At 63.5% G+C, this 21727-nt stretch carries 23 protein-coding genes; 16 read left to right on the plus strand and 7 right to left on the minus strand.

Annotated features, from left to right (window positions below; translation table 11 throughout):
• The first annotated feature begins 13 nt into the window (after nt 1-13).
• Nucleotides 14-229, plus strand: a complete 216-nt coding sequence (locus HNQ39_RS15760; RefSeq protein ID WP_184198221.1) for a hypothetical protein — start codon at nt 14-16, stop codon at nt 227-229.
• Nucleotides 230-241: 12 nt separating this feature from the next.
• Nucleotides 242-1225, plus strand: a complete 984-nt coding sequence (locus tag HNQ39_RS15765; RefSeq protein WP_184198223.1) for an adenosine deaminase — start codon at nt 242-244, stop codon at nt 1223-1225.
• Here the strand turns inward: HNQ39_RS15765 and HNQ39_RS15770 are convergent.
• Together HNQ39_RS15770 and HNQ39_RS15775 are read right to left on the minus strand one after the other, a co-directional pair.
• Nucleotides 1212-2603, minus strand: a complete 1392-nt coding sequence (locus HNQ39_RS15770) for an ATP-binding protein (protein ID WP_184198227.1) — start codon at nt 2601-2603, stop codon at nt 1212-1214. The genes HNQ39_RS15765 and HNQ39_RS15770 overlap by 14 nt on opposite strands.
• Nucleotides 2600-3277, minus strand: coding sequence for a response regulator transcription factor (locus HNQ39_RS15775; RefSeq protein WP_184198230.1), 678 nt, complete (start codon nt 3275-3277; stop codon nt 2600-2602). The genes HNQ39_RS15770 and HNQ39_RS15775 overlap by 4 nt, the downstream gene beginning before the upstream one ends.
• Before the next feature lie 58 nt (nt 3278-3335).
• Between HNQ39_RS15775 and HNQ39_RS15780 the strand changes: the two genes are divergently transcribed.
• The 6 genes from HNQ39_RS15780 to HNQ39_RS15805 all read left to right on the plus strand — a co-directional run bounded on the left by HNQ39_RS15780 (nt 3336) and on the right by HNQ39_RS15805 (nt 9158).
• Complete coding sequence (locus tag HNQ39_RS15780) at nt 3336-4994, plus strand: tetratricopeptide repeat-containing diguanylate cyclase (RefSeq protein ID WP_184198233.1); 1659 nt, start codon at nt 3336-3338, stop codon at nt 4992-4994.
• A gap of 144 nt (nt 4995-5138) precedes the next feature.
• Nucleotides 5139-5426, plus strand: a complete 288-nt coding sequence (groES, locus tag HNQ39_RS15785) for a co-chaperone GroES (RefSeq protein WP_184198236.1) — start codon at nt 5139-5141, stop codon at nt 5424-5426.
• A 9-nt stretch (nt 5427-5435) separates the two neighbouring features.
• Nucleotides 5436-7073, plus strand: coding sequence for a chaperonin GroEL (gene groL, locus HNQ39_RS15790; RefSeq protein ID WP_184198239.1), 1638 nt, complete (start codon nt 5436-5438; stop codon nt 7071-7073).
• 146 nt (nt 7074-7219) lie between these two features.
• The gene (locus HNQ39_RS15795) at nt 7220-7525 is read left to right on the plus strand and encodes an antitoxin Xre/MbcA/ParS toxin-binding domain-containing protein (RefSeq protein ID WP_184198242.1); all 306 of its coding nucleotides are present in this window, start codon (nt 7220-7222) and stop codon (nt 7523-7525) included.
• Nucleotides 7509-8033 carry an RES family NAD+ phosphorylase gene (locus HNQ39_RS15800; protein WP_184198245.1) on the plus strand — a complete coding sequence of 175 codons (525 nt, stop codon included), beginning with the start codon at nt 7509-7511 and terminating at the stop codon, nt 8031-8033. Before HNQ39_RS15795 ends, HNQ39_RS15800 begins: the two co-directional genes overlap by 17 nt.
• A gap of 48 nt (nt 8034-8081) precedes the next feature.
• Complete coding sequence (locus tag HNQ39_RS15805; RefSeq protein WP_184198248.1) at nt 8082-9158, plus strand: serine hydrolase domain-containing protein; 1077 nt, start codon at nt 8082-8084, stop codon at nt 9156-9158.
• On the opposite strand, the gene pyrF is transcribed toward HNQ39_RS15805, so the two are convergent.
• Together pyrF and HNQ39_RS15815 are read right to left on the minus strand one after the other, a co-directional pair.
• Nucleotides 9071-9787 carry an orotidine-5'-phosphate decarboxylase gene (pyrF, locus tag HNQ39_RS15810; protein WP_184198251.1) on the minus strand — a complete coding sequence of 239 codons (717 nt, stop codon included), beginning with the start codon at nt 9785-9787 and terminating at the stop codon, nt 9071-9073. The genes HNQ39_RS15805 and pyrF overlap by 88 nt on opposite strands.
• A gap of 3 nt (nt 9788-9790) precedes the next feature.
• Nucleotides 9791-11323: an ArnT family glycosyltransferase gene (locus tag HNQ39_RS15815; RefSeq protein WP_184198254.1), complete on the minus strand. Its 1533-nt coding sequence runs from the start codon at nt 11321-11323 to the stop codon at nt 9791-9793.
• Nucleotides 11324-11398: 75 nt separating this feature from the next.
• Here HNQ39_RS15815 and HNQ39_RS15820 point away from each other — a divergent pair, with 75 nt between their 5' ends.
• Entirely contained in the window at nt 11399-12046 is a 648-nt protein-coding gene (locus tag HNQ39_RS15820) for a DUF4476 domain-containing protein (RefSeq protein ID WP_184198257.1), read from the plus strand.
• A 53-nt stretch (nt 12047-12099) separates the two neighbouring features.
• On the opposite strand, the gene HNQ39_RS15825 is transcribed toward HNQ39_RS15820, so the two are convergent.
• A complete protein-coding gene (locus HNQ39_RS15825; RefSeq protein WP_184198260.1) occupies nt 12100-12495 on the minus strand; it encodes a hypothetical protein in 396 nt (131 codons plus the stop codon).
• Between the two features lie 90 nt (nt 12496-12585).
• Between HNQ39_RS15825 and HNQ39_RS15830 the strand changes: the two genes are divergently transcribed.
• Nucleotides 12586-14283 carry an efflux RND transporter periplasmic adaptor subunit gene (locus tag HNQ39_RS15830; protein WP_184198263.1) on the plus strand — a complete coding sequence of 566 codons (1698 nt, stop codon included), beginning with the start codon at nt 12586-12588 and terminating at the stop codon, nt 14281-14283.
• Nucleotides 14284-14793: 510 nt separating this feature from the next.
• Complete coding sequence (locus HNQ39_RS15835; protein WP_184198267.1) at nt 14794-15792, plus strand: PEP-CTERM sorting domain-containing protein; 999 nt, start codon at nt 14794-14796, stop codon at nt 15790-15792.
• Nucleotides 15793-15859: 67 nt separating this feature from the next.
• Here the strand turns inward: HNQ39_RS15835 and HNQ39_RS15840 are convergent, their stop codons facing one another.
• On the minus strand, nt 15860-16996 hold the full coding sequence (locus HNQ39_RS15840; protein WP_184198270.1) for a PEP-CTERM sorting domain-containing protein: 1137 nt from the start codon (nt 16994-16996) through the stop codon (nt 15860-15862).
• A gap of 43 nt (nt 16997-17039) precedes the next feature.
• Here HNQ39_RS15840 and HNQ39_RS15845 point away from each other — a divergent pair, with 43 nt between their 5' ends.
• The 5 genes from HNQ39_RS15845 to HNQ39_RS15865 are packed head-to-tail and all read left to right on the plus strand — an operon-like array spanning nt 17040 to nt 20103.
• Entirely contained in the window at nt 17040-17798 is a 759-nt protein-coding gene (locus HNQ39_RS15845; protein WP_184198273.1) for a tetratricopeptide repeat protein, read from the plus strand.
• Nucleotides 17774-18187, plus strand: coding sequence for a PPC domain-containing DNA-binding protein (locus HNQ39_RS15850; protein ID WP_184198276.1), 414 nt, complete (start codon nt 17774-17776; stop codon nt 18185-18187). Before HNQ39_RS15845 ends, HNQ39_RS15850 begins: the two co-directional genes overlap by 25 nt.
• On the plus strand, nt 18159-18617 hold the full coding sequence (locus HNQ39_RS15855; protein WP_184198279.1) for a hypothetical protein: 459 nt from the start codon (nt 18159-18161) through the stop codon (nt 18615-18617). Before HNQ39_RS15850 ends, HNQ39_RS15855 begins: the two co-directional genes overlap by 29 nt.
• Before the next feature lie 25 nt (nt 18618-18642).
• Nucleotides 18643-19098, plus strand: a complete 456-nt coding sequence (dtd, locus tag HNQ39_RS15860; RefSeq protein WP_184198282.1) for a D-aminoacyl-tRNA deacylase — start codon at nt 18643-18645, stop codon at nt 19096-19098.
• Nucleotides 19099-19104: 6 nt separating this feature from the next.
• Nucleotides 19105-20103, plus strand: coding sequence for a tetratricopeptide repeat protein (locus HNQ39_RS15865; RefSeq protein ID WP_184198285.1), 999 nt, complete (start codon nt 19105-19107; stop codon nt 20101-20103).
• A 176-nt stretch (nt 20104-20279) separates the two neighbouring features.
• Here the strand turns inward: HNQ39_RS15865 and HNQ39_RS15870 are convergent, their stop codons facing one another.
• Nucleotides 20280-21695 carry a glycoside hydrolase family 26 protein gene (locus HNQ39_RS15870; RefSeq protein WP_184198288.1) on the minus strand — a complete coding sequence of 472 codons (1416 nt, stop codon included), beginning with the start codon at nt 21693-21695 and terminating at the stop codon, nt 20280-20282.
• Nucleotides 21696-21727 lie beyond the last annotated feature (32 nt).

The following is a 21727-nucleotide window of genomic DNA, read 5'->3' on the forward strand; positions in this document are numbered from 1 at the left end:
CAGGAAGGCGTTTATGTGGATCTATAGTAAGAAATCAAGTGCTGCGTACAATGTGAATCATGTCGCACGCTTGTTTATTGAAGTGACGGGAAGTGGCGCGGCGCTAAAAGCGGAGATCGCGGGGAAACCGCAGATGCTGGCCTACTTCGATGATAAAGACATGGCGCAGGCTGCACTCCTGGATATCCTAGCCAAGCGCGAGATGGGCATTCCCCTGATGCGGATGTAGTACAATGATCGGGTGAACTTTCCTGATCTGCACCGACACCTCGGCGGGGCAACCCACCCGCGGATTCTCTGGGGCTGGATCGAGAAGCACGGTCGAGAGACGAAGACGGCGGCGAGGCTTCGGGAGCGATTCCCGGACTACGCCGCCTTTTCCTTTTTTTTCAACCGTCCCTTCCACGATCTCGCCGACTACCTCACGGTCCATCATTTGGTCGAGGAGCTCCAAGCCGAGGAGCTGACCTACTTCACCCACCGCGCGGTTCGGGGCGCGGCGGTCTTCGAGGCGCTGGACTATTTAGAGCTGCGCTTCAACCCCTACAAGCGCACCCCCGCTGGCCTCCCCGAGGCCGAGCGCCTTGCCCTCATGCCCGAGGCCGCGCAGCAGGTGATCCGCGCCGCCCAGACCGAGTTTCCCATTCAGACCGCCTTTATTCTCTGCATGGACCGCGGCTTCTCACCCACCCTCAACCGGCAGATTATCGCGCTGGCCGAACAGCTCCCCGACGTGGTCGCGGTCGATCTGGCAGGGCCCTACCAGCCCGGTGGCCCGACCCTGGACCAGTGGGTCGAGCTCTACGCGGAGGCACAGGCGCGGGGGCTCCACACCACCGCGCACATGGCGGAGTCCGACCCCACCGATATCCACCCCACTCTCTTTCCCTATCTAGAGCGTATCGGGCATGGGATTCAGATCGCGCTACACCGCCCCGAGCTGCTCCCCGAGCTGGCGGAGCGGGGGATCTGCCTGGAGGTCTGCCCGACAACCTACCTACGCACCAACACCCTCCCCGACCTCGCCGAGCTACGCCCGGTCTTTGAGCGCTGCACGATTGCGGGCGTCCCCATCTCGATCGCCACCGACAACCCCGCCCTCCACGGCGAGGCGGGAAAGCTGGTCAATGAGTACGAAAAGCTGGTCCGTGCGGAGGCGATCCACTTCAACGATATCCTGACGCATGCGGCGGTGGGGTACCAGCACGCCTTTAAGAAAGGGTGACCGTGGCGACCGTGCCCTTGCCCGGCTCGCTCTCCAGGGTGAGTGTCCCTCCCAGGGTTGCGGCGATAGCATGGCAGATCGAGAGCCCCAGCCCCGTCCCGCCATCGTCGCGGGCTCGGGCTGTGTCGGGGCGGTAGAAGGGCTGTCCCAGCTGTGCTAGGTGCTCCGGCGCGATCCCGGAGCCGGTGTCGCGAATCGTGAGCACAAGGGAGTCGCCCACACGCTGCGCCTGAACCGTCACGAGGCCATCGGGCGGGGTGTGGCGCAGGGCGTTGCTGACAAGGTTACCCACCAGCCGCAGGAGCAGATCGCGGTCCGACGAAAACTCCAGTGTCGGGGCGATCTCCAGGAGGGCGGGGGGCGGAACCGCGGCACGGAGCACCTCGGCGAGCTGGAGGGGCGTGCGTCGCACCGGGAGCGCGCCGTTCTGCGAGCGTGCCAGAAAGAGCAGGTCGCCCACCAGACGATTTGCCCGGTCCGTGGCATCGTCGGCGCTGGCCACCGCCTCTGCATGGAGGGCCGGGGGAAGGTCGGAGCGGCGGAGCAGGCCCAGCGCGGTCTTGATGGTGGCAAGGGGCGTGCGGAGCTCGTGGCTGGCGTGCGACGTGAACTGCTTCTGGCGCGTAAAGGCATCGTCGAGGCGCGCGAGCGAGCGGTTGAGCATCTGGGTCAGCTGGTCGAGCTCATCGCCGCCTCCCGGCTCGGGCAGGCGCTCCCCAAGCTTCTCCGCCTCGATATGGCTCGCCGCCTCGGTGAGCTGGCGGACCGGGGCGAGGGCGCGGCTGGTCAGCCAGAGGCCACCCAGACCCGCAAAGAGGCAGAGGATCGGCAGCAAGAGCACCAGCGAGTAGGTCACCGACGAGAGCGCGGCCTCGACGGGGCCGGTGGGGGCACCTGTCTGAACCGCCCCGAGAAGGTGGCCGTCGGGGGCGTAGACGGGCCGGGTGTAGGTCAGGACCTCCACTCCCTCCGAGTCCCCAAGGTTCCAGGTTGCCTTGCCCTGGCGTGCCGCCTCCAGACCGACCTCGGACCAGGGGGCCTGCCCCTCGTTCTGGTCAAAGTTCCAGCGTCGGGGGCGCAGAGGGAGCCCAAAGTCGGCGGGACGGGGCCGTCCTAGGCCTGGTGGACCGCCGCGCTCTCGCTCGCCGGGGGGACCCTCGCGCTCGGGACGCGGACCCTCAGGACCGCCCTCACCGCCGGGAAGCCCGCGGGCCATGGCATTGGCGAGTGGCTCGGCCTGCGCGATCAGGAGCTGCTCCTGGCGCTCGTGGAGCACCTTGCCGATCACCAGGCGTGTCGCGGTGGCAAAGCCCAGGAGCGCCAGCGCCAGGAGCCCGACATTGCCCATCGTCAGGCGCGTGCGCACCGAGAGCCTCACGACGAAGTCTCCCGCAGGATATAGCCGCGGCGGTGGACCGTGTGGATGAGCTTCTCCTCCTCCGCGCGGCCCCCGTCGATCTTCCGACGAAGCGCGGCGACATGCACATCGACCGTGTTCGATGCCGAGTCCGGGTCGCCCCAGGCCGCCAGGATCGCCTCCCGGCTCACGACATGCCCCTCCCGGCTGGCGAGTGTGGCGAGCAATTCGTACTCTCGGGGGGTGAGGCTAAGGGCCTGCCCGGCGCGTGTTGCCTCCTGCGCCTCGGTGTCGATCTCGATATCCGCGACTTTAATATGCCGCCGCCGCTGCTGGCGCTCCCGTCGGATCAGCGCTGCTACCCGCGCTTGGAGCTCCTCAAAGGCAAAGGGCTTGACCAGGTAGTCATCGGCCCCCAGATTCAGCCCCTTCACTCGCTCCTCGACTTCATCGAGGGCCGTGAGCATCAAGATCGGGGTGGTGTTGCGCCTATCGCGGAGCCGGCGGCAGATCCCCCAGCCGTCCATGCCCGGGAGCATGACGTCCATTAAGATCACCGCCCAGCCCCCCTCGCAGGCACGCTCAAAGCCCTCGATGCCGTCGCGGCAGACCGTGACCTGGTAGCCCGCTAGCTCTAGTCCCTGGGAGATCAGTCGCCCCAGAGCCAGCTCATCCTCAATCAAGAGCACCCGCATGGCGTATTGTACGGCACATGAGAATCTAAGGGCAGTTTGCCAATAATCCTTACTTAGAATGTCACAAACGAACGAGGCCCTCGACCAGCTACTTGCCGAAGCCACACAGTGGGAGCGGCGTAGCCTCACGCAAGCACAGGTGCTGGCTCAGGAAGCGCTTCGACGCTGTCAGGAAGAAGACTATGCCTCGGGGTGTGTCTATGCCCAGCGCCTGCTGGCAGGTATCGCCCTGCAAGAGGGGCGGATGGACGAAGCTGCACAGCGTCTTGAGGAGGGGCTTGCCCTCGCGCGGCCCCTGGGAGACCCCGCACCGATCAGCGCTTGTCTCTACACCCGCGGCTGGCTTCTCTACTCCCAGGGGGCGCTCTGGGAGGCGATTGCCAGCTACTCCGAGGCGGCGACCCTGCGTGCGGGGCCGGGGCTGGAGACACCGCGCGCCAATACATTTAACGCGATGGGGATTGTCTACCGTGAGCTCGGGGACTACGATCAGTCGCTTGCCTGCTACAGTCAAGCCCGGGCGCTCTTTCGCCAAGTCAAGGATGTCTTTGGCGAGGGAACCACTCTCAATAACCTCGGGCTCCTGGAGGCGGACTGGAAGAGCTACACAAATGCGCTTCGGTACTACCATGAGACACTAGAGTGTGCTCTGGCGTGTGGGGACCTCATGCTCCAGACATCGGCCTACTACAATATCGCTCTTGCCCATATCCTCCTAGACGAGCCCTGGCACTCGGTTCCCTTTGCCCGCCACGCCCGGCGCACGGCCCGTGTGCTCGGCAACCCGAGCTGGCGGATCAATGCGCGCTTGCTGGATGGTATGGTCTACTGTGCCCTACGACGCTTCCCGCGTGCGGAGCGCTCCCTGCTCTGGGCACTTCAGGAGACCCGCACACTTCCCGACAACCAGCTGGAGCTACGGGTTCTCAATGAGCTGGGAAACCTCTACCTGCGCTGGCAGCGACCCCACGAGGCACGGGGGCACCTGGAGCGCTGCCTGGAGCTCGCTGGGGCGATGCAGGCCAACCTGCAGCTGGTAACTTGCCATGAGTACCTGGTTGAGACGATGGAGCTGCTGCAAGACTTCGAGCGCGCCCTCTACCATCACAAGGAGTTCCACCGCATGGAGCGCCAGCGCTTCGATAGTGTCACCGAGAAGCAGCGCCTCATGCTCCGCATGAGCCTGGATATCGAGCGCCGCGAGCGGGAGGCGGCCCGCCAGCGGGAGCGCAATCGAGAGCTGGAGGAGCTGACACGCCGCGATAGCATGACTGGGCTCTACAACCACCGTGCCTTTCAGGAGTTTTTGCGCGAGTCTCTGGCGCGTGAGAAGCCGCTTGCTCTGCTCTTTCTGGATGTGGATCACTTCAAGGACTACAACGATACCTTTGGTCACCCCGCCGGCGATGAGGTTCTCCAGCGGCTTGCACGTGTTCTGTGCGAGAGCCTCCACGAGGGGGATATCGCCGCACGCTACGGGGGCGAGGAGTTTGCCGTGATCCTCACCGGGGCCTCGGCCAAGCGTGCCCACGCGTGTGCGGCACAGCTGGGACAGCGCATCCGGGAGACCCCTTTTCCGCACCGTCGCGTGACTCTCAGTGTCGGGGTGGCCTTGGCGACCAAGGGAATCACCCCGGACCGCCTGATCGCCGCCGCCGACACGGCGCTCTACCAGGCCAAGAACGCGGGCCGCGACCGCTGGGCAAGGGCTGCCTAGCACAATCCTACGAAAAATTCGTAAGTTTTCCGCGTCCTATCTTGAAATTCAAAGCGCACTGCGGTATCCTCATACCCGTTGGCAGACTCAGTACGAGAGTGCTAAAACTGTCAGAAAATTTCGAGATTTTGAGGTTCAAGAAAGATGCTTAAACCACTGGGAGACCGAATCGTTGTTAAGGCTGTCGAGGCCGAGACGACCACCGCGGGGGGAATCCTCCTGCCCGATACGGCAAAAGAGAAGCCGCAGACCGCTGAAGTGCTGGCCGTGGGACCAGGCAAGACCCTGGACAATGGCACCGTTGTCGCGCTAGAGATCGCGGTGGGCGACAAGGTTGTCTACGGCAAGTACAGCGGCACCGAGATCAAGGTCGATGGCCAGGAGCTGATTATCCTGCGCCAGGACGATGTCCTTGGGATTGTGGAGGGTTAATCTAACACCATGGCATCCAAGGAAATTATCTACGATGAGGCCGCCCGCCGCGCTCTAGAGCGTGGGATCAACGTGCTGGCCGATGCAGTCCGCGTGACCATGGGCCCCAAGGGCCGCAATGTCGTGCTGGAGAAAAAGTACGGTGCCCCGAGCATCGTCAACGACGGTGTGACGATCGCCAAGGAGATCGAGGTCGAGGACAAGTTCGAGAACATGGGCGCACAGCTCGTTCGCGAGGTGGCCTCCAAGACCAACGATGTGGCCGGTGACGGTACCACGACCGCGACCGTTCTGGCGCAGTCGATCGTCAAAGAGGGTCTCCGCAATGTCGCCGCGGGTTCCAACCCGATGCTCATCAAGCGTGGGATGGACAAGGCGGTCGATGCCGTGGTCGCAAGCCTGCTCGGCCTGGCCGTCCCGGTCGAGGGCAACGATGCAATCGCGAATGTCGCGACCATCTCCGCCAACGACAAGACGATCGGTACCCTGGTCGCTAAGGCCATGGACGCGGTCGGCAAGGACGGGGTCATCACGGTCGAGGAGTCCAAGGGCACCCAGACCGAGCTGGACCTGGTCGAGGGAATGCAGTTCGACAAGGGCTACATCTCCCCCTACATGGTCACCGACGCCGAGCGCATGGAAGCGGAGCTCGACGAGCCCTACATCCTGCTCTTTGAGAAGAAGATCAGCTCCGTGCAGGACCTGATCAAGCCCCTGGAGTCGGTCGCACGCTCCGGCAAGCCGTTGGTTATTATCGCGGAAGATGTCGATGGCGAAGCACTGGCGACCCTGGTGGTCAACAAGCTGCGCGGTATCCTGAACGTGGTCGCGGTCAAGGCCCCTGGCTTTGGCGACCGCCGCAAGGCCATGATGGAGGATATCGCCATCCTGACCGCCGGTAAGTTCATCACCGAGGACCTAGGCCTGAAGCTGGAGAACGTCGACCTGACCTACTTTGGCCGCGCCAAGCGTGTGGTCATCACCAAGGAAGACACCACGATTGTCGAGGGCGCAGGCTCTCCCGGCGATATCCAGGGCCGCATCGCCCAGATCAAGGCACAGATCGACAAGTCCGACTCCGACTACGACCGTGAGAAGCTCCAAGAGCGTCTCGCCAAGCTAGCCGGCGGCGTCGCGGTGATCAAGGTCGGCGCTGCTACCGAGGTCGAGCTGAAAGAGAAGAAGCTCCGCATCGAGGACGCGCTCTCTGCAACCCGCGCCGCGGTCGAGGAGGGGATTGTTCCCGGTGGTGGCCATGCGCTCCTGCAGGCCGCCGACGCGATCAACCTGGACGACTACACCGGTGACGAGAAGATCGGTGCCCTGATCATCAAGAAGGCACTGGAGGCTCCGGCCCGCCAGATCGCCGAGAATGGTGGCAAGGAAGGCTCCGTCGTTGTCAACAACATCCGCGAGTCCGGCAAGGGCTACAACGCGGCCAACGACAGCTACGAGGACCTGCTCGCCGTGGGTGTCGTGGACCCGACCAAGGTGACCCGCTCTGCCCTGCAGAACGCCGCCTCGATCGCTGGCCTCGTCCTTACCACCGAGTGCCTTATCGCCGAGCGCCCCGAGAAGGCAGCTCCCGCTCCCGCCGGTGGCGGTGGTGGTGGCATGCCCGGAATGGGCGGCATGGGCGGGTTCTAAATCACCGGGGATTCAAATCCCCGGCTGGTTGTCCAGAGCGTCCCGGGGACGCGCCGAGCGCAGTGCGTTTGGTGCGTCCTCGGGACGCTCTCGTTTTAATGGGAGGATGGGTTTTCTCTTTTTGGGGAGCATGGTAGCATAGCGCTATGGAACAGGCGACAACCACACTACTTGAAAATGGTCAGGTGCGTGTCCGCGTGGGCGAGGCAGAGGGAACCTTTGTTGTGCATGGTAAGCGGCTGGTTCCTTTGTCGCAAGAGCGCGTCTATCGTGACCTCGAACAGGTCTGGGATCATCTACGAGGACTGGTTTTAGAGGCGGAGGCAGAGCGCTGGCTTTATGCACCGAATCCCACCTTAGAGGGCGCATCGCCGCGCGATCTGATCGAACAAGGGGAGACAGAGCGAGTACTAGAGCTGGTTGCGATGGTCGAGCATGGTATCTATTCCTGACTCCGTTCTTGCCAACCCCGCGCAGTACAATGGGCTCTGCTACCGAATCTCGGCCCCGCGCTACGCAAATGTCCGTGATGCTCTCTCTGGTGCTGGGGCTCTTCGTGTGGCTGGACGCTACCACGAAAGAGGGGCTTTCCGATTGGTCTACACGGCAACGACATTTGAAGTCGCGCAAGCCGAGTATTTTCATACAGTAAGCCGTGCTGGTTTCGTTATTGCGGATTTGCTCCCCGTGACGATCTTCGCGATAACGGCGCAGCTCTCCAAAGTGCTTGACCTCACGGAGGATACTGTACTCACCGAACTAGGGCTCACATCTGATCTTCTCCTCGGGGATTGGGTACTTCCTCAGGCACTCGGACAAGCCGCCAAAGATGCGGGCTACGAAGCTATCCTCGCTCCTTCTACCCATGGTGGGGTGAATCTAAATATCTTTGTGGAAAACCTCTTACCCACCTCTACCTTCGAAGTTCGCAATCCCGATAAGCTTACTCTCCCCGTTTAACTCCATCATGGTTTTGGGGCTGTGGTGTATAAACGGTAAGATACCCCTATGCAAGACCAAGTGGAGCGTGCGGCTGCGATCCTGACCGATGCCTGTGCGCAGGGGCAGGTGCGGGGGGCGGTGCTGGCGGTTCGGTGGGGGGCGGAGCGGGTGACCCAGGTGTTTGGGGAGACACCCTCTGTGGACGTGGCGTTTCTCCTGGGCTCGATCTCAAAGCCCATCGTCGTGGCGGCGGTGATGATCCTCTTCGACCAGGGGCGCTTTGGGCTCGACGACCTAGTGCGCGACTACTTGCCGGAGTTCACGGGGGAGGGGCGCGACCAGGTGACAGTGCGGCACGTGCTCACCCATGTCTCCGGCCTCCCCGACCAGCTCCCGGAGAACGCGGCCCTGCGCCAGGGCCATGCGCCGCTCTCGGCGTTTGTGGAGGGGGCGTGCCGGGTGCCGCTGGGGTTTGCGCCGGGGACACGCTACGAGTACTCCAGCATGGCGATCTTGCTGGCGGCGGAGCTGGCACAGCGGCTCACAGGAGTTGAGATTCGGCAGCTGGTGGCGGAGGCGGTCTTGCTGCCGCTGGGGATGTACCACTCCGCGCTGGGATTGGGAGAACTCGACCCGGCCTTGCTCATGCCCTGCCAGGTGGAGCATGCGGCAATCGAGGCGGGCGGCGGTGCGCCGGGCTCGGAGGGGTGGGACTGGAACAGCCCGTACTGGCGTGCGCTAGGCTCTCCCTGGGGCGGTGTCCACGCATCGGCGGGCGATGTGCTGCGCTTCCTAGACGCGTTTCTCCACCCGCACGGGGAGCTCTTTCGGCCGGAGGTCGCGCAGCTGATGGTCCAGAACCACAACCCCGAAGGGCTCAAGCCGCGCGGCCTTGGCTTTGATTTGGGCCTTGCGGGCACGGAGCGGAGCTTTGGCCACACCGGCTCCACGGGGACCCATGCCTGGGCCGACCCCGAGCGCGACTTGACCTGCGTGGTGCTCACCACCCTCCCGACCCGAGCGGTCACGCCGCACCCCACCCAGCTTGCCTCGGACTATATCGCGGCGATCTCGGCGACAATGGCATCCGTGGCAGCGACTGGGTCTGCGGCGGCGGTGATGGCCCGACCGACAACCAGGTAGTGTGCGCCCGCGGCAACGGCGGTGGCTGGGGTGGCGATGCGCTTTTGGTCCTGTGCGCCCACGCCCGCCGGCCGGATGCCGGGGATCACGGTCACAAAGTCTGGGCCACAGGTCGCGCGGATGGCATCGAGCTCTAGCGGGCTAGAGACCACCCCATCCAGGCCCGCCTCCTGCGCGAGAGCGGCGAGGTGGCTGACGTGCTTGCTCACGGGGCCGGTCACCCGCAGGTCCGAGGCGAGCGTGAGCTGGTCGATACTGGTCAGGACGGTCACCCCGATCAGCAGGGGCGGTGTCTCGCTCGTGGCGTGGGCGGCATCGCGGGCGGCCTCCATCATCGCCTTCCCCCCCGACGTGTGCACATTGACCATCCACACCCCACGCTTGGTGGCGGCGCGAATCGCCCCGGCGACTGTGTTGGGAATGTCATGGAACTTGGCATCGTAGAAGATGCGGTCGATCCCGGCGTCCTGGAGGCGTGCGAAGATATCAAATCCCGCCGCGTTCACCAGCTCCAGGCCCACTTTGACGCCGCCTACTTTCCCGGCAAGCTGCTGGGCAAGGGCGAGGGCGTCGTCGGCGGTATCGAAGTCGAGGGCGACTAAAACTCGGTCTTTTGGTTCGTTTATCATAGCTTATTCTTTGGTAAAAACTACCACACTCTGGTTGGGATAGAGCATGTCGATGGGGAGCGGCTGGACGGGCAGGCCATTGCTCTCGCGTGCTCCCAGCAGGGGCAAGGGGCGCACGAATGCCGTCTTGGTGGGGTAGCGCGCCGTGAGGGCGGCCAGATAGGCCAGCGCCTGTGGGTTTTGGGTGCGAAGCGCCGCCGCGTACTCAAACTCTGAGAGCACGACCGCATCGGGCTGGGTCTCGTCGAGCAGGGAGGCATCCCAGTCCCGGCCGTCGGGCACTGCAAAGAGCCGTAGCTTCGTCGATTTGTTGGCGGTGCCCTTTGCCATCAGCGGGGAAGGGTGCGCAAGCCCAGGATCGAGCGGTGGCGACCAGAACCACGGGCCACGGGCAAACCCCACCGACGTAGCGCCTCTTTTCATGAGGAACGCCGCGGCTTCGTCGCGCGGATCGGGGCCGGCCATCACGGAGCAGAGTGCGACCGAGAACGCCGCTGCGAGGAGGCCACCCACAGCGACCACGGGCCTCCACGGCAGGCTCGCCACCAGCCAGCAGAGTGCGGGCAGGAGCGGCAGGCAGTAGCGGAGATACTGGTTGGCCGAGACCGCGAGCAGGAGGAAGTAGGGCAGCACAAACGCCAGCAAGACAAGCTCGGTCTTGGTGCGGCTTGCCAGCGCCTTCCCGACTCCAAGAATCCAGAGCGGGCTTCCCAGCGCCGCGAGCAGTCCCAGAGTCGGCCAGTAGAGTGCGGCGAGCTGCCCGATAAAGTACTCCTCGCGCCCGTGCTTGAGCTCAAAGGAAAAGTCGGTCCAGAACTGGGAGAAGTTGATGGCGACGCCGGGGCAGCCGAGCAGAAAACCGAGTGCGGCACCAGCCAGTAGCAGCACCATGTTTTTGCCTCCCCCGGCTCGCTTAGGCTCGCCACCCTCTCCGGCTTCGCGAAGGGGGAAGATGGTAGTGGCAATACCGGTCAGCAGGACCAGGCCCGCGTTGTACTTGGTGGCCGCGGCGAGTCCCGCGAAGAGGCCGGCCCAGAAGAGCCTGGGGTTGGTGAGCGCCATGAGTAGGCTTGCCGTGACCCAGAACGTGGCGGGGACATCGACTGTGGCGAAGTGCCCGTGCTGGACCGCGAGCGGTGCAACCGCGTAGAGTGTCGCCGCGCTCAGGCCGACCTCGGGCTTTTCCAGGCGCTTGCCCAGGGCGATCAGCAAGCCGCACGTCCCGACTCCGTAGGCGACCGTCAGCAAGCGGGCGAGGAGCAGGCTGCCTGTGGTGGGAAAGCCGGTCGCCGCGCCGGTGGCGAGGAGCAGGAAGCGGTCGGTGAGGGTGGCGAGGGAGCCGTAGTTGTAGAAGCCGGTGTCGAGGAGATTTTGGCCGGGCTGGAGGGAGCCATAGCCCACGACCATGGACTCGTCGGGGTGGTAGGAGAAGGCATGACTCGCATCGGGGAGGCCCCAGGTGATCCCCCAGAGCCGCAGCACCAGCGCCAGCAAGAGAACCAGCAGGGGCAGGTAGCGGCGAAGCGAGGCAGGCATACAGCAGTCAGTATACCGTCCCTCGGTCACGGACAGCGCGGCAAAATCGTTGTATAAAGCATAGGAGAGACGACAATGAAACGACAGACGATTGTGATGCTAGCGACCGTGGTGGGCATGGGGGCCCTGGTGCCGGTGTGGGCACAGCGGGAGCGGGTTCGAGCCACCACCCCCGAGGCAATGGCGCGCGACCTAGGCGATGACCTACGGGAGGCGCGCGGTCTCCTGGATCGGGTCTTGCTGGCATCCCGTGGCACCGTGCGCGAAAACGGGGGCGCACGGGAGCGCGAGGTTCGCCGCGACGGAGACAGCGACCGCCGCCGCCTGGAGCTGCTCTTGGAGAGCTCGGAGCGCAATGCCCGGGACCTAGAGCGAGAGATCTCCCGCCTGCGGAACCAAGGCTACAGTCCGTCGCTGGACCGCTCTCGTGAGCGTCAGGCCATCCGTGACAGCGAGTTCGACCAGGTCCTTTTCTCGGTGCACCGGGCACGGACCGCGAGCGAGGAGATGCGGATCGTGCGGCAGCTGGCGGTGGGGCCGTGGATCAGTGTGGGACAGCTCCGGGAGCTGATCAAGGTGGTCGACCAGCCCAGGGATCAGGAAGAGACTGCCTTCCTGCTCTACACACGCCTCACCGATCCGGGACGCTTCTACACCGTCCGTGAGGTGTTCAAGTCGTCGGACTCCTGGGAGAATGTCTGCCGGCGCCTCGGAGTTCGGTAGGAAAATAAAAATAGCCCGCCGCAGTGTTTGCGGCGGGCTATTTTCCTTTGGAGTTAGAGCTGGAACGACTCGCCGACTTGGACGAGCCGGTTGTAAGAGGTCGTGCTTCGGCTGTAGTAGTGAGGACCATTCTCAACGACCTGCTTGGTGACGGTGATGGTTACCGGCTGGGGGGAGGTGCCCCACTGCGCTCGTACACGTCTAATCCCATGATCCCGTGTGATGGTGGCGGTACAGCCATCCCAAGAGAAGGTCTGCGACTCCGCAAGAGGAGCCAGGATGCTCGCGTTGGGGCCTTGGATAGTCAGTGTGCTTTGTGTCGGAGGGGCCTGCACAGCGACGGTGGCGTTCTTGTTGCAGTGCACGGTGCGCTGTGGGAGGCTGATCGCAGCCCAGATCGCGGTGGCGGTGACGACACCTGCGGCAGTCCAGAGAACAGATTTCTTCATCGGTAAACGCTCCTTTGCCGTATTCTACCGCCTGAATTTGTAACCTGCCGCAAGCAAGTGCTGTCCTAGTGTGCGAAGAGGGCAAGACAGGTGTCAGGAAAAGTTTTACGGACAGCGATTATTGGGCTGGTGGTGCTGGGGGGCGCGGGCTTTGGTTACTCCCGAATGCAGGCAAAGGCGACGGCCAAGCCGGAACTGGGGCGGCTCGTGACCGCCAAGACCGGGGCGATCGCTATCAAGGTCTCGGAGACGGGGACCTTGGAGCCGGTGACCAAGGTCGATGTGAAGTCGCGGGTCGGGGGACGCTTGCTCAAGATCTTTGTTAGGCCCGGCGACCGCGTGGGCGTGGGCGCTCCCCTGGCGACAGTCGATCCCACGGAGGTCTCTCGCCAGGTCGCCAGTGTGCAGGCGCAGCTCCAGGCCAGCCAGGCGGGGCTTGCCCAGTCGCGGGAGAACTACCAGCTCTCCCTCCAGACCACGGCGCTCGCGGTCCGGCGCGCGGAGGTCGGGCTGGAGAACGCCAAGGTCAGCCTGCGCGAGGCGGGGGTGAATGTTAAAGACGCCGAGGTGGGCCTTCGGGATGCCGAGGTCGCGCTGGACAATGCCAAGGTGGGGATTGTCCAGGCCCAGACCCGTGTTGACCAGGCATCGGCCCCGACCCGCTCTCAGGACATCCAGCAGGCCGAGCAGAGTGTCCGGCGCATCAAGGCCCAGATCGCCGATGCCAACCGGACTCTGGAGCGCCGCAAGCTCTTGCTGGAGAAGGGCTACATCTCCCAGCAGGAGGTGGACTCCGCACGCACCCAGATCGATCTCGCGGAGGCCGATCTGGCCAGTGCCCAGCAGCGGGTCGAGCTCCTCAAGGAGGGGCCGCGCAAGGAAGATATCGCCCCCACCCAGATCGGGGTGGACACGGCCAAGATGGCGGTGGAGTCGGCCAAGATTCGGGTCGAGACCGCCAAGGTGCGTGTCGAGCAGTCGAAGGTGCGCTACAACCAGGCACAAGTCGCGCTCAAGACCGCCGAGGTCCAGCTCGCTACCGAGCGTGCTAATGCGCGCCAGGCGCAGGTGCGGAGTAAGGATATCCTGCGCTCCCAGGCCGATGTCGCCCAGAGCGAGAACCGCCTCGCGGAGCAGTCCGTACAGCTCAAGGAGACCCGCATTGTCGCCCCGATCGCGGGCGAGGTGACCGGCAAGTACCTGGAAGAGGGGGAGCTGGTCGCCTCGGCCACGGCGGGGTTTGCCCAAGGCGCGGCGATTGTCACGATCGCGGATCTGGCCAAGATGCAGGTGAAGGTCAATGTGAATGAGGTCGATGTCTCCCGGCTCTCGGTGGGGCTGCCCGTGGAGATTCGTGTGGACGGCATTCAAGAGGGGACCTTTCATGGCCGAGTCGTCTCGCTTGCGCCCGCCTCGCTCACCAGCACCCAGCAAGGCACCAGTGCCAGCGCCAGCGGCAACATTGTCCGCTTTGAAGTCAAGATCGCGGTCACGGAGCACGACAGGCGGCTGCGCCCCGGCATGACCGCCAACGTGGATATCCTGCTCAATAAGAAAGACAATGTTGTGGTTCTGCCCGCCGAGGCGCTCCGTCCGGGAAACAAAGTGGTGGTCGTGACGGGAACCGGGAAGAAAGCTGCGAAAGAAGAGCGGCAGGTGACGCTTGGCCTCAAGGACGATGCCCGGGTCGAGATTCTCTCGGGCCTCAAGCCGGGCGATCAGGTGGAGGTTCCGAAATTGGATGCCAAGGACCGGAGAACCATCAAGATGGATGGCCCGCAAGGTTAGGTAAAATTGCCTATTCGTGAGCGTTTTGCTCTTTACTCCTCGTGAAAAGTTTAGTGAGCTCTGTTGAGAAAGTTTCACGAGGAGAAGTTTAGCGTTTTATTCTAGAATGTAGACAAATAGAATCTCTCTTGTTGCATGGAGATTTGAAAATTTGAACTGCTGTCAGGCTATCCTCGTAAATACTGTTTTTCGTGTTTTGTGTGTGTTTTTTGCTGGTATGATATTATCGGGATTGTGATCTTGTTTTGGTTATAGTATTGTGTAGATTTTGGATTGGTTTTGATTGATGGTTTGTTTGTGGGCGTATTGTATGTTTTTGGTTTTTTATTAAGTGTTTTGTACTGTCTGTTTTTGCTTGTTTATGTTTTTGTAATTGAGTTGTATATTCATAATTTATTTTGATTAGGATGCTCGCAGGATATGGAATAGCGGAAATAAATCTTTTGATCTTGATAAATAAACGGATTTCTATGTGCTATAATCCTCCAATCACATAGGGCGGTAATAATCATGAGACAAAAAGACAAACTCGCATCGCTTACTCTCTTGGGGCTCACTAGTCTGTTTGGGGTTTCTTCTGCTGCCCACGCGCAGCTGATCGCGGCGGACGCCTACCCGATTGGTAGTAACCTCGCCAACGGGGAGTATCCCGCAAATACCGCACTGAGTAACAATACCGGTGTGCTCACGGGGCTGGCGACGATTGGGTTCCAGTCCGGGCGGTACGCTGGGGGAACCGGAACCGCCCAGTTCGCTGCGACATCGTCGGGGCTGAACTACGCTCCTCTGAACGCGAGCAGCTCCGCCAGTGGGAAGGTCACGTACTCGGCAACAGGCCTCGACAATACCGTGCGCTCTACGGCACGGAACCTCGCACCCGCCGCTCCCTCCAGCTCCACCTACTGGATGAGTATTCTCCTCAACCGCGGCGCGGTGCCCGCGACCACCGGGCGCAACTATGTCATGGCAGGCTTCGGGGGGACGGCTGCTCCCACGCTGGCGAGTGAGGTCGCCGGAGCGGCGACCGGCCCAGGGCTCTTTGTGGGCTACTCGGGTGATGTGGGAAACCTGGCGATTCGCTACCGGGACAATGGAGGCACGGCGGCTTGGCAGGAGACGGTGCTGGCCTCGGGGGCGGGGACTGCTCTCGATAATATCACGAACGCCGTGGTAGTGAAGATCCAGGTCAACACCGCAGGCATCACCGACTCTGTCTCTTGGTGGCTCAACCCCACGGACTTCACCGACGAGACCACCTTGGGAACGTCGAGTGCCAGCACCGGCACGATCGCCAACGCCAATGTCCTCTCCTCCAATACCGACTTGGTCCGGCTAAACTACGCCTCGCGCAACTGGAATGGAAGCGCTTTCTTCGATGAGCTTCGCCTCTCCCAGGATCTCTTTGGCCTCGGGGGCGGCATTGCCGGGGTGGTGCCGGAGCCAGGGACCCTGGCGTTCGGTCTGCTGGGCCTGGGAGCCCTCGCCCTTGGTGCTCGCCGCCGTCGCTGAGCCCCAGGAAAAGAAAGAGGCCGCCCGCCGGATCTTCCGGCGGGCGGCCTCTTTTTGCGTTGTGTGGCTAGCGCGTCTGCTTGCGGCGCAGGCCCAGCCCGACGCCCAGCCCGAGGGCGCACAGCGCTAGGGTTCCCGGCTCCGGAGCCACCGAGCCCGCGCTCGCGCCGACCGAGAAGATATAGAGCTGCTTGTTGGAGAAGTCGCTCACCGCCAGGGTCTTGCTGACAGAGTCGTAGGAGAAGTCGTAGGACCCGACACCCACCGTTGCCACCGGGTCGATCCCCGTGAAGGCCAGCGTGAGCGCCGTTCCTGTGGTGGTGTAGGCCTGCAGAACCGTCCCCAGCTGCTGGCCGCTGGCTCCACTGGCTCGGTTGTTGACCAGCAGGAAGTTGCCCGTGGCGCTGTTATTGACAAAGGCGATGTTCTGGCTGTCCACCGCGGTCGCGCCCACACTCGCTACCAGGGTCGTGCTGGCGTTGCCGGAGAAGCCGTTGTTGCTCGTGCGGGTCGCCTTGCCGATCCGGTTGCTCTCCCGGGTGTAGAGATCGCCGGTTGCCGGGTCGAAGGCCAGATCCCGCCAGGTGGTGCTGGTGGGGGAGAAGTTGATGATCGCATCGGCGTTGCCTCCCGTGCCGCCGTTGAGGTACGCCCCGGTGGTCGGATTGACCACGAAGCGCCGCCCCGAGCCGATCGAGAGGAACGCCGCCCCCCCCGCGTTGGTTCCCGTGCCGTTGAAGCCCGGATCGAAGGCCGTGCCGTTGCCACGCTTGGCAGAGTCGTTGCCTCCGGCCGCATCCCCGAGTGCCCAGAGCTGTGTCCCTGTGCTTCCGGTGAAGGCACGGATCGAGCTGGCATTGTTCGCACCGTTGTCCAGGGAGGCGATCAGGGTTCCGCTACTATTGACCGAGAGGCTGGAGATTCCGCGGGTATTGCTGGTGCTGAAGGTGCCAAAGCTCGTCCCGACGGTCGGCGAGGTCAGGACATTGGCGACCGGGACGATAAACGTGTTGGCCGCCGCCCCCGAGTTGTTGTAGACCCCGACCCAGGCATTGGTGCCGTCCCAGGCCACCGCCGAGGGCTGGATCCCATTGCCCATCGCGCCCGTGAGGCTGACACTAGTCAGAAGAGAGAGCTGCACTTGTGCGCTCGCCGGGAGAGTGGCCGCACAGACGAGAACCAGGGGTAAGATAAGTCGCTTCATTTTTTGATTCTACCTACTCCTACTGAGGCGATACTATAGCTCTATGAAATTATCTCCCTGGGTTTACCTGTTTTTGTTAGCCTCGGGCTGTGAGGGGCCACGCGAGAAGCCCAAGCCTCTGGAGATCAAGCTCCCCGCCGCGAGCCCGACCCCTGCTTCGACAGTCGTCCTCTACGCCGATATCTTCCGCCGGCGCCTCGTCCCCCCCGGAACCGACACCAATGTCGATCGGGTCGAGACCGAGCTGGCGAAACACCCTAAAGACCCCAAGGCACTTAAAGCCGTCGGGCTGGCCTACTACGCCGCCGGGGGCTACGAAGCCGCGATCAAGCGCCTCACCGGCCTCGAAGACCCCGAGGCCCAGCTCTATCTCGGCTACTCGCAGATGGCACTGGGAAATCACACCGAAGCACTAGCCGCGCTGGGGAAGCTCACCCCCAATACTGCCGGCCTCACCGAGAAACAGCTGGGGCAGGCGCTTCTCGAGCAGGGAAATATCTACTTCCAGGCGCTGAAAAAAGACGACAAGGCCGAGGCATGGTACCGCATCGCACTTCGGTACGACTCTTCCGGGGAAGCCACCTTGGCCCTAGGACTCCTAAAAGCCAGCCAGGGCAAGACTGGGGAGGCGCAGAAGAGCCTGGTGAAGGCAAGCGAGACACTCCCTGCAGGGAAGCTGCGTGCGGCGGCGTTTGCGGCGCTAGGGCGGCTGGAGAGCGATCCGGCAAAGGCGCGCGCTTGGTACGATAAGACCCGAAAGGACGACCCGGAGAACCCATGGCTCAAGAAGCTTGCACAGTAGTTGCCCTCCGGCTCACACCGGGGCAGGATCTGAAGCAAGCGCTGGTCGCCCTGAGCCAGCGCGAGGGGATCGGCGCGGCGTGCGTGCTGACTTGTGTGGGGAGCCTGAGCACGGCGAACCTGCGCTACGCGGGCAAGTCCGAGGGGGCGACTCTGGAGCGGCCTCTGGAAATCCTCAGCCTTGTCGGAACCCTGGGGCGCGGTGGGGTTCACTTGCACCTCACGGTCGCCGATGAGCAGGGGCAGACCCTGGGGGGACATCTCCTCGACGGCTGCTTAGTGCGCACGACCGCGGAGCTGGTTCTGGGAGTCCTGCCCGGTGTGATCTTCGACCGCGAGCCCGACCCCGAGACAGGCTATCTTGAGCTGGTGGTGCGCTCTGAGCCCTGACGCGCGGCTCGACGAGGCCATCACGCTAATCGCGACGGTGCCCGGCTACGAGGCAGTCGCGGCGCACCTGCGGCGCTGCACGATCCGCTATGTCCCGACTCTGGAGGACCGGGGGCAGGTGACGCGCTTTACCGGCGTGATCCTGATTGGCCCCGAGGCGCTCTACCAAGGCGTGGTTGGGTTGGCGGAGACTCTGGTCCACGAGGAGTACCACACGCGCCAGCATCCCCTGCTCAAGACCCACTCGTTCTGGAGCGGGGTCTTTACCCGCACCGATGTCATGGCCCGCTACGAGCGCCCGGCCTACCAAGCGGCCGCGGACTTTCTGGATTCCCTTGCACGCACGCACCCGGAGCACGCCGAGGAAGCCCAGGCGGAGGCGGAGCTGGTACGCGCGAGCTACACAAGTCTCTATGGGCTTGACCCCTGACCACTGCGTGATAAAATCAGTTCCTGTGCGAGCCGTACTACAGAGAGTGACCGAGGCATCGGTATCCGTGGAGGGCGAGGTTGTCGGTCAGATCGGCTCCGGTCTGCTGGTCCTGCTGGGGGTCGCCGAGGGCGATACCGACACGGACGCCGAGACAATCGCTACCAAGATCGCCGAGATTCGCCTCTTTCCCCCCGAGGGAGAAGCCAGTGGCATGGAGCGCTCGGTGACGGAGACGGCGGGCGCGGTGCTGGTGGTCTCACAGTTTACGCTGATGGGGGACTGCCGCAAGGGACGACGCCCAAGCTGGCTTGCCGCCGCCCGCCCCGACGAGGGCAAGCGGCTCTATGAGCGCGTGGTAGCCGCCCTTCAAGCACGCGGGGTTCCCACCCAGACCGGCACCTTTCGCACCCACATGCAGGTGCAGCTCACAAACGATGGCCCGGTGACGATCTTGCTGGACAGCAGGAAGGCATTCTGAGAACAAATGGACGAACGCGACGACGACCTGGCACCTGTGGCGGAAGAAAATGCCGCTCCGACATCGGGCGAGGCCGGGCACGAAGAGCCCGATGACGATGTCCGAGACAGCGATCCCTACTCCACGCTCTCGGGCGACGAGGACGAGGCACAGCCCACCGCACAGCTCCTCTCCGAGCAAGGGGAGAAGCGCCTCGATGAGGGCAATATCGGGGAGGCACTGGACAAGTACCGGGGAGCGGTTCGCGCTGCCCGCAAGACGGGCGAGGATGAGAGCGACCACCGGGTGAACTTGGGCGATGCCTACGCCTACTCCGGTCAGGGCCTCAACGCCTTTCGTCAGTACAAGCGCGCCATCAAGCTCTCTCCCCGCAAGGCCGAGCCGCACTTCTCGATGGGCGAGCTCTACCACCGCTACGGCCGCCTCCCCAGCGCGGTCCATGAGTACCGCACCGCCCTCCAGTTCGCCCCCGACAATGCCTGGTACCGCTACCGCCTGAGCGAGGCCCTGCTCCAGATGGGCGATCTCCCCGCCGCGATCGCGGAGCTGGAGGAGACCGTCAAGCTCAAGCCCCAGGACGGCTTCTACCACTTCTGGCTCGGCGATCTCTACGGCCGTGCGGAGCGCTTCGATGAGGCCATCCGGGAGCTGCAGCAAGCGACTCTCTTTGCGCCCTACGATGCCTACTACAATGTCCGGCTGGGCGCGTTTTACCGCCGCCGCAAGATGTACCGGGACGCCGCGCTCGCGGTACGCCAGGCCCTGCGCCTCGCGCCGAAGAACGCGCCCTACCACTGCCTCCTCGCCGATCTCTACTCCGACCTACGCCTCGACGACTACGCCGTGCACCACTACCAAGCCGCCGGGATGCTCGACGACTACGACACCGAGCAGCTCCACCGCCTGCGGGTCTACGCCGGGATTGAGAGCGAGGACCTGCTTGCTCTCGAAGCCTTCGAGCTCGACGCCAACGGCGACTTCGCCATGCCCTCCGACCGGGAGTAGGGGATCGTTAGATCGTTCGCGTTTAGATCGCTCCCAGGAACGCACCCAAGGGGTACCCGGTCTTGCTGTCCTCGTGCCTCGGACACAAAGGGCTGCGCCCATAATTCGGTATGGCCGGAGGCCTTCGTGTCGGAGCTTGCGACGACAGCGAGACGCCCCGCTCCAACCGGGGCGAGCTACTTCGCCGTCACGCTCGCTTCTGTCTTGGTCGCCACACGGCCTTTGTCGTCGGTGACGATAGCGGTGATTTTGTGGGGGCCGGGGGAGAGCGTGAGTGTTGCCTCGCGACCGCCAGGCTCGGTGGCGGAGGCGGCGTCTTTACCGTCCACTTGGTAGGTCACCCGGAACGACTCGGCGTAGCAGCGCGCCCACGACGAGACCCGGAGCGTGCCGCTCGGAACCGTGAGGCCGGTCGCAGGAATCGGAACCGTGGTCGCCACTTTGGCCGTCGCGCCGATACGGGAGAGGAAGTAGTCCGACGCAATCGCCCGCTTGTAGCCCGCCAAGACCTCGTCGGAGTCGGTCACCGAGTAGTTGTTGAGCTGGCGGCCCGGTGTGGCGTACTTTAGGTTGTCCATGTCGAAGATATCGACCAGCTTCACGCGCGGGTAGAGGCGCGGCAATGAGGCGTAGAGCTCGTTGATCTTCTTGCTGGCCCAGGCGCTCCGGTCCTTGCCATCGGCCTTGGAGAGGTGGGACGCGCCAAACTCACAGATCGCGATAGGCTTCTTGGGGGCGTAGGTCGCGTAGACATACTTGAGGTAGTCCGCCGGGTTGTCCGCCATCCCCGAGCGCTTGGGATCGTTGTCGTAGAACGGGACCGAGTAGAAATTAATGCCCACCCAGTCGACATAGGCATCGCCGGGGTAGAACTTGGTGATGTTCTTCTCTGGGATCACATTGACACACCAGACCATCGCCACATTGGGCGCAATCTGGGCAAAGACCTGCCGCACGAGCTGCCACTTGACGATATAGTCAGCCGCGTTGGCATCGCCGCCGTAGCGGGTCCAGTCGCCGTTCATCTCCGAGGCGTAGCGCAGAAAGATCGGGCAGTCTGCCTCGGCGGCGTCTTGGGCGAACTGGCGCAGGTAGGTATCTTGCTTGACCACTTGCAGGCCATCGTTGGGCTCCCAGGCGATATGCGGCGCGACCCCTTGTTCTTTGAGCCGCGCGACCCACTTCTTAGGAAACGGCCGTCCGTAGCTGACATAACAAAAGACACTCGCGTGCTTCTTGCCGGTCTTCTCCCCAAAGGCCGCCGGGTCCTCGTGGCTCTGGAAGTTCTCGTCCTGAAACGTAGTGCCCAGGCGCTCGTCGCGGTCGATAAAGCCCCCGAGGTAGCACCCGTAGGGCGGCTCCCACTTGGCTAGTGGCGACATAATCTTGGGCGCGACCGTCGGCAGGTGGGCAAAGAGCTGGACGCTGCTAGAGATGCGGGCCGCCTTGCCCTCCTCGACACGCGCCCCCTCGGTATCCCCGTTCTTGCGGTAGATCGCGGCCTCTTTGCGGTAGGCGTCTGCCGCCTCCGCGAACTTCCCCGCCTTCTCCAGCGCTTCCGCACGACGACGCCACTCAGCAGCAGATTGCATGGGGCTATTTTACTCTCTTGTACGCCCTGACA

The organism is Armatimonas rosea (genome assembly GCF_014202505.1).
GTDB lineage: Bacteria > Armatimonadota > Armatimonadia > Armatimonadales > Armatimonadaceae > Armatimonas > Armatimonas rosea.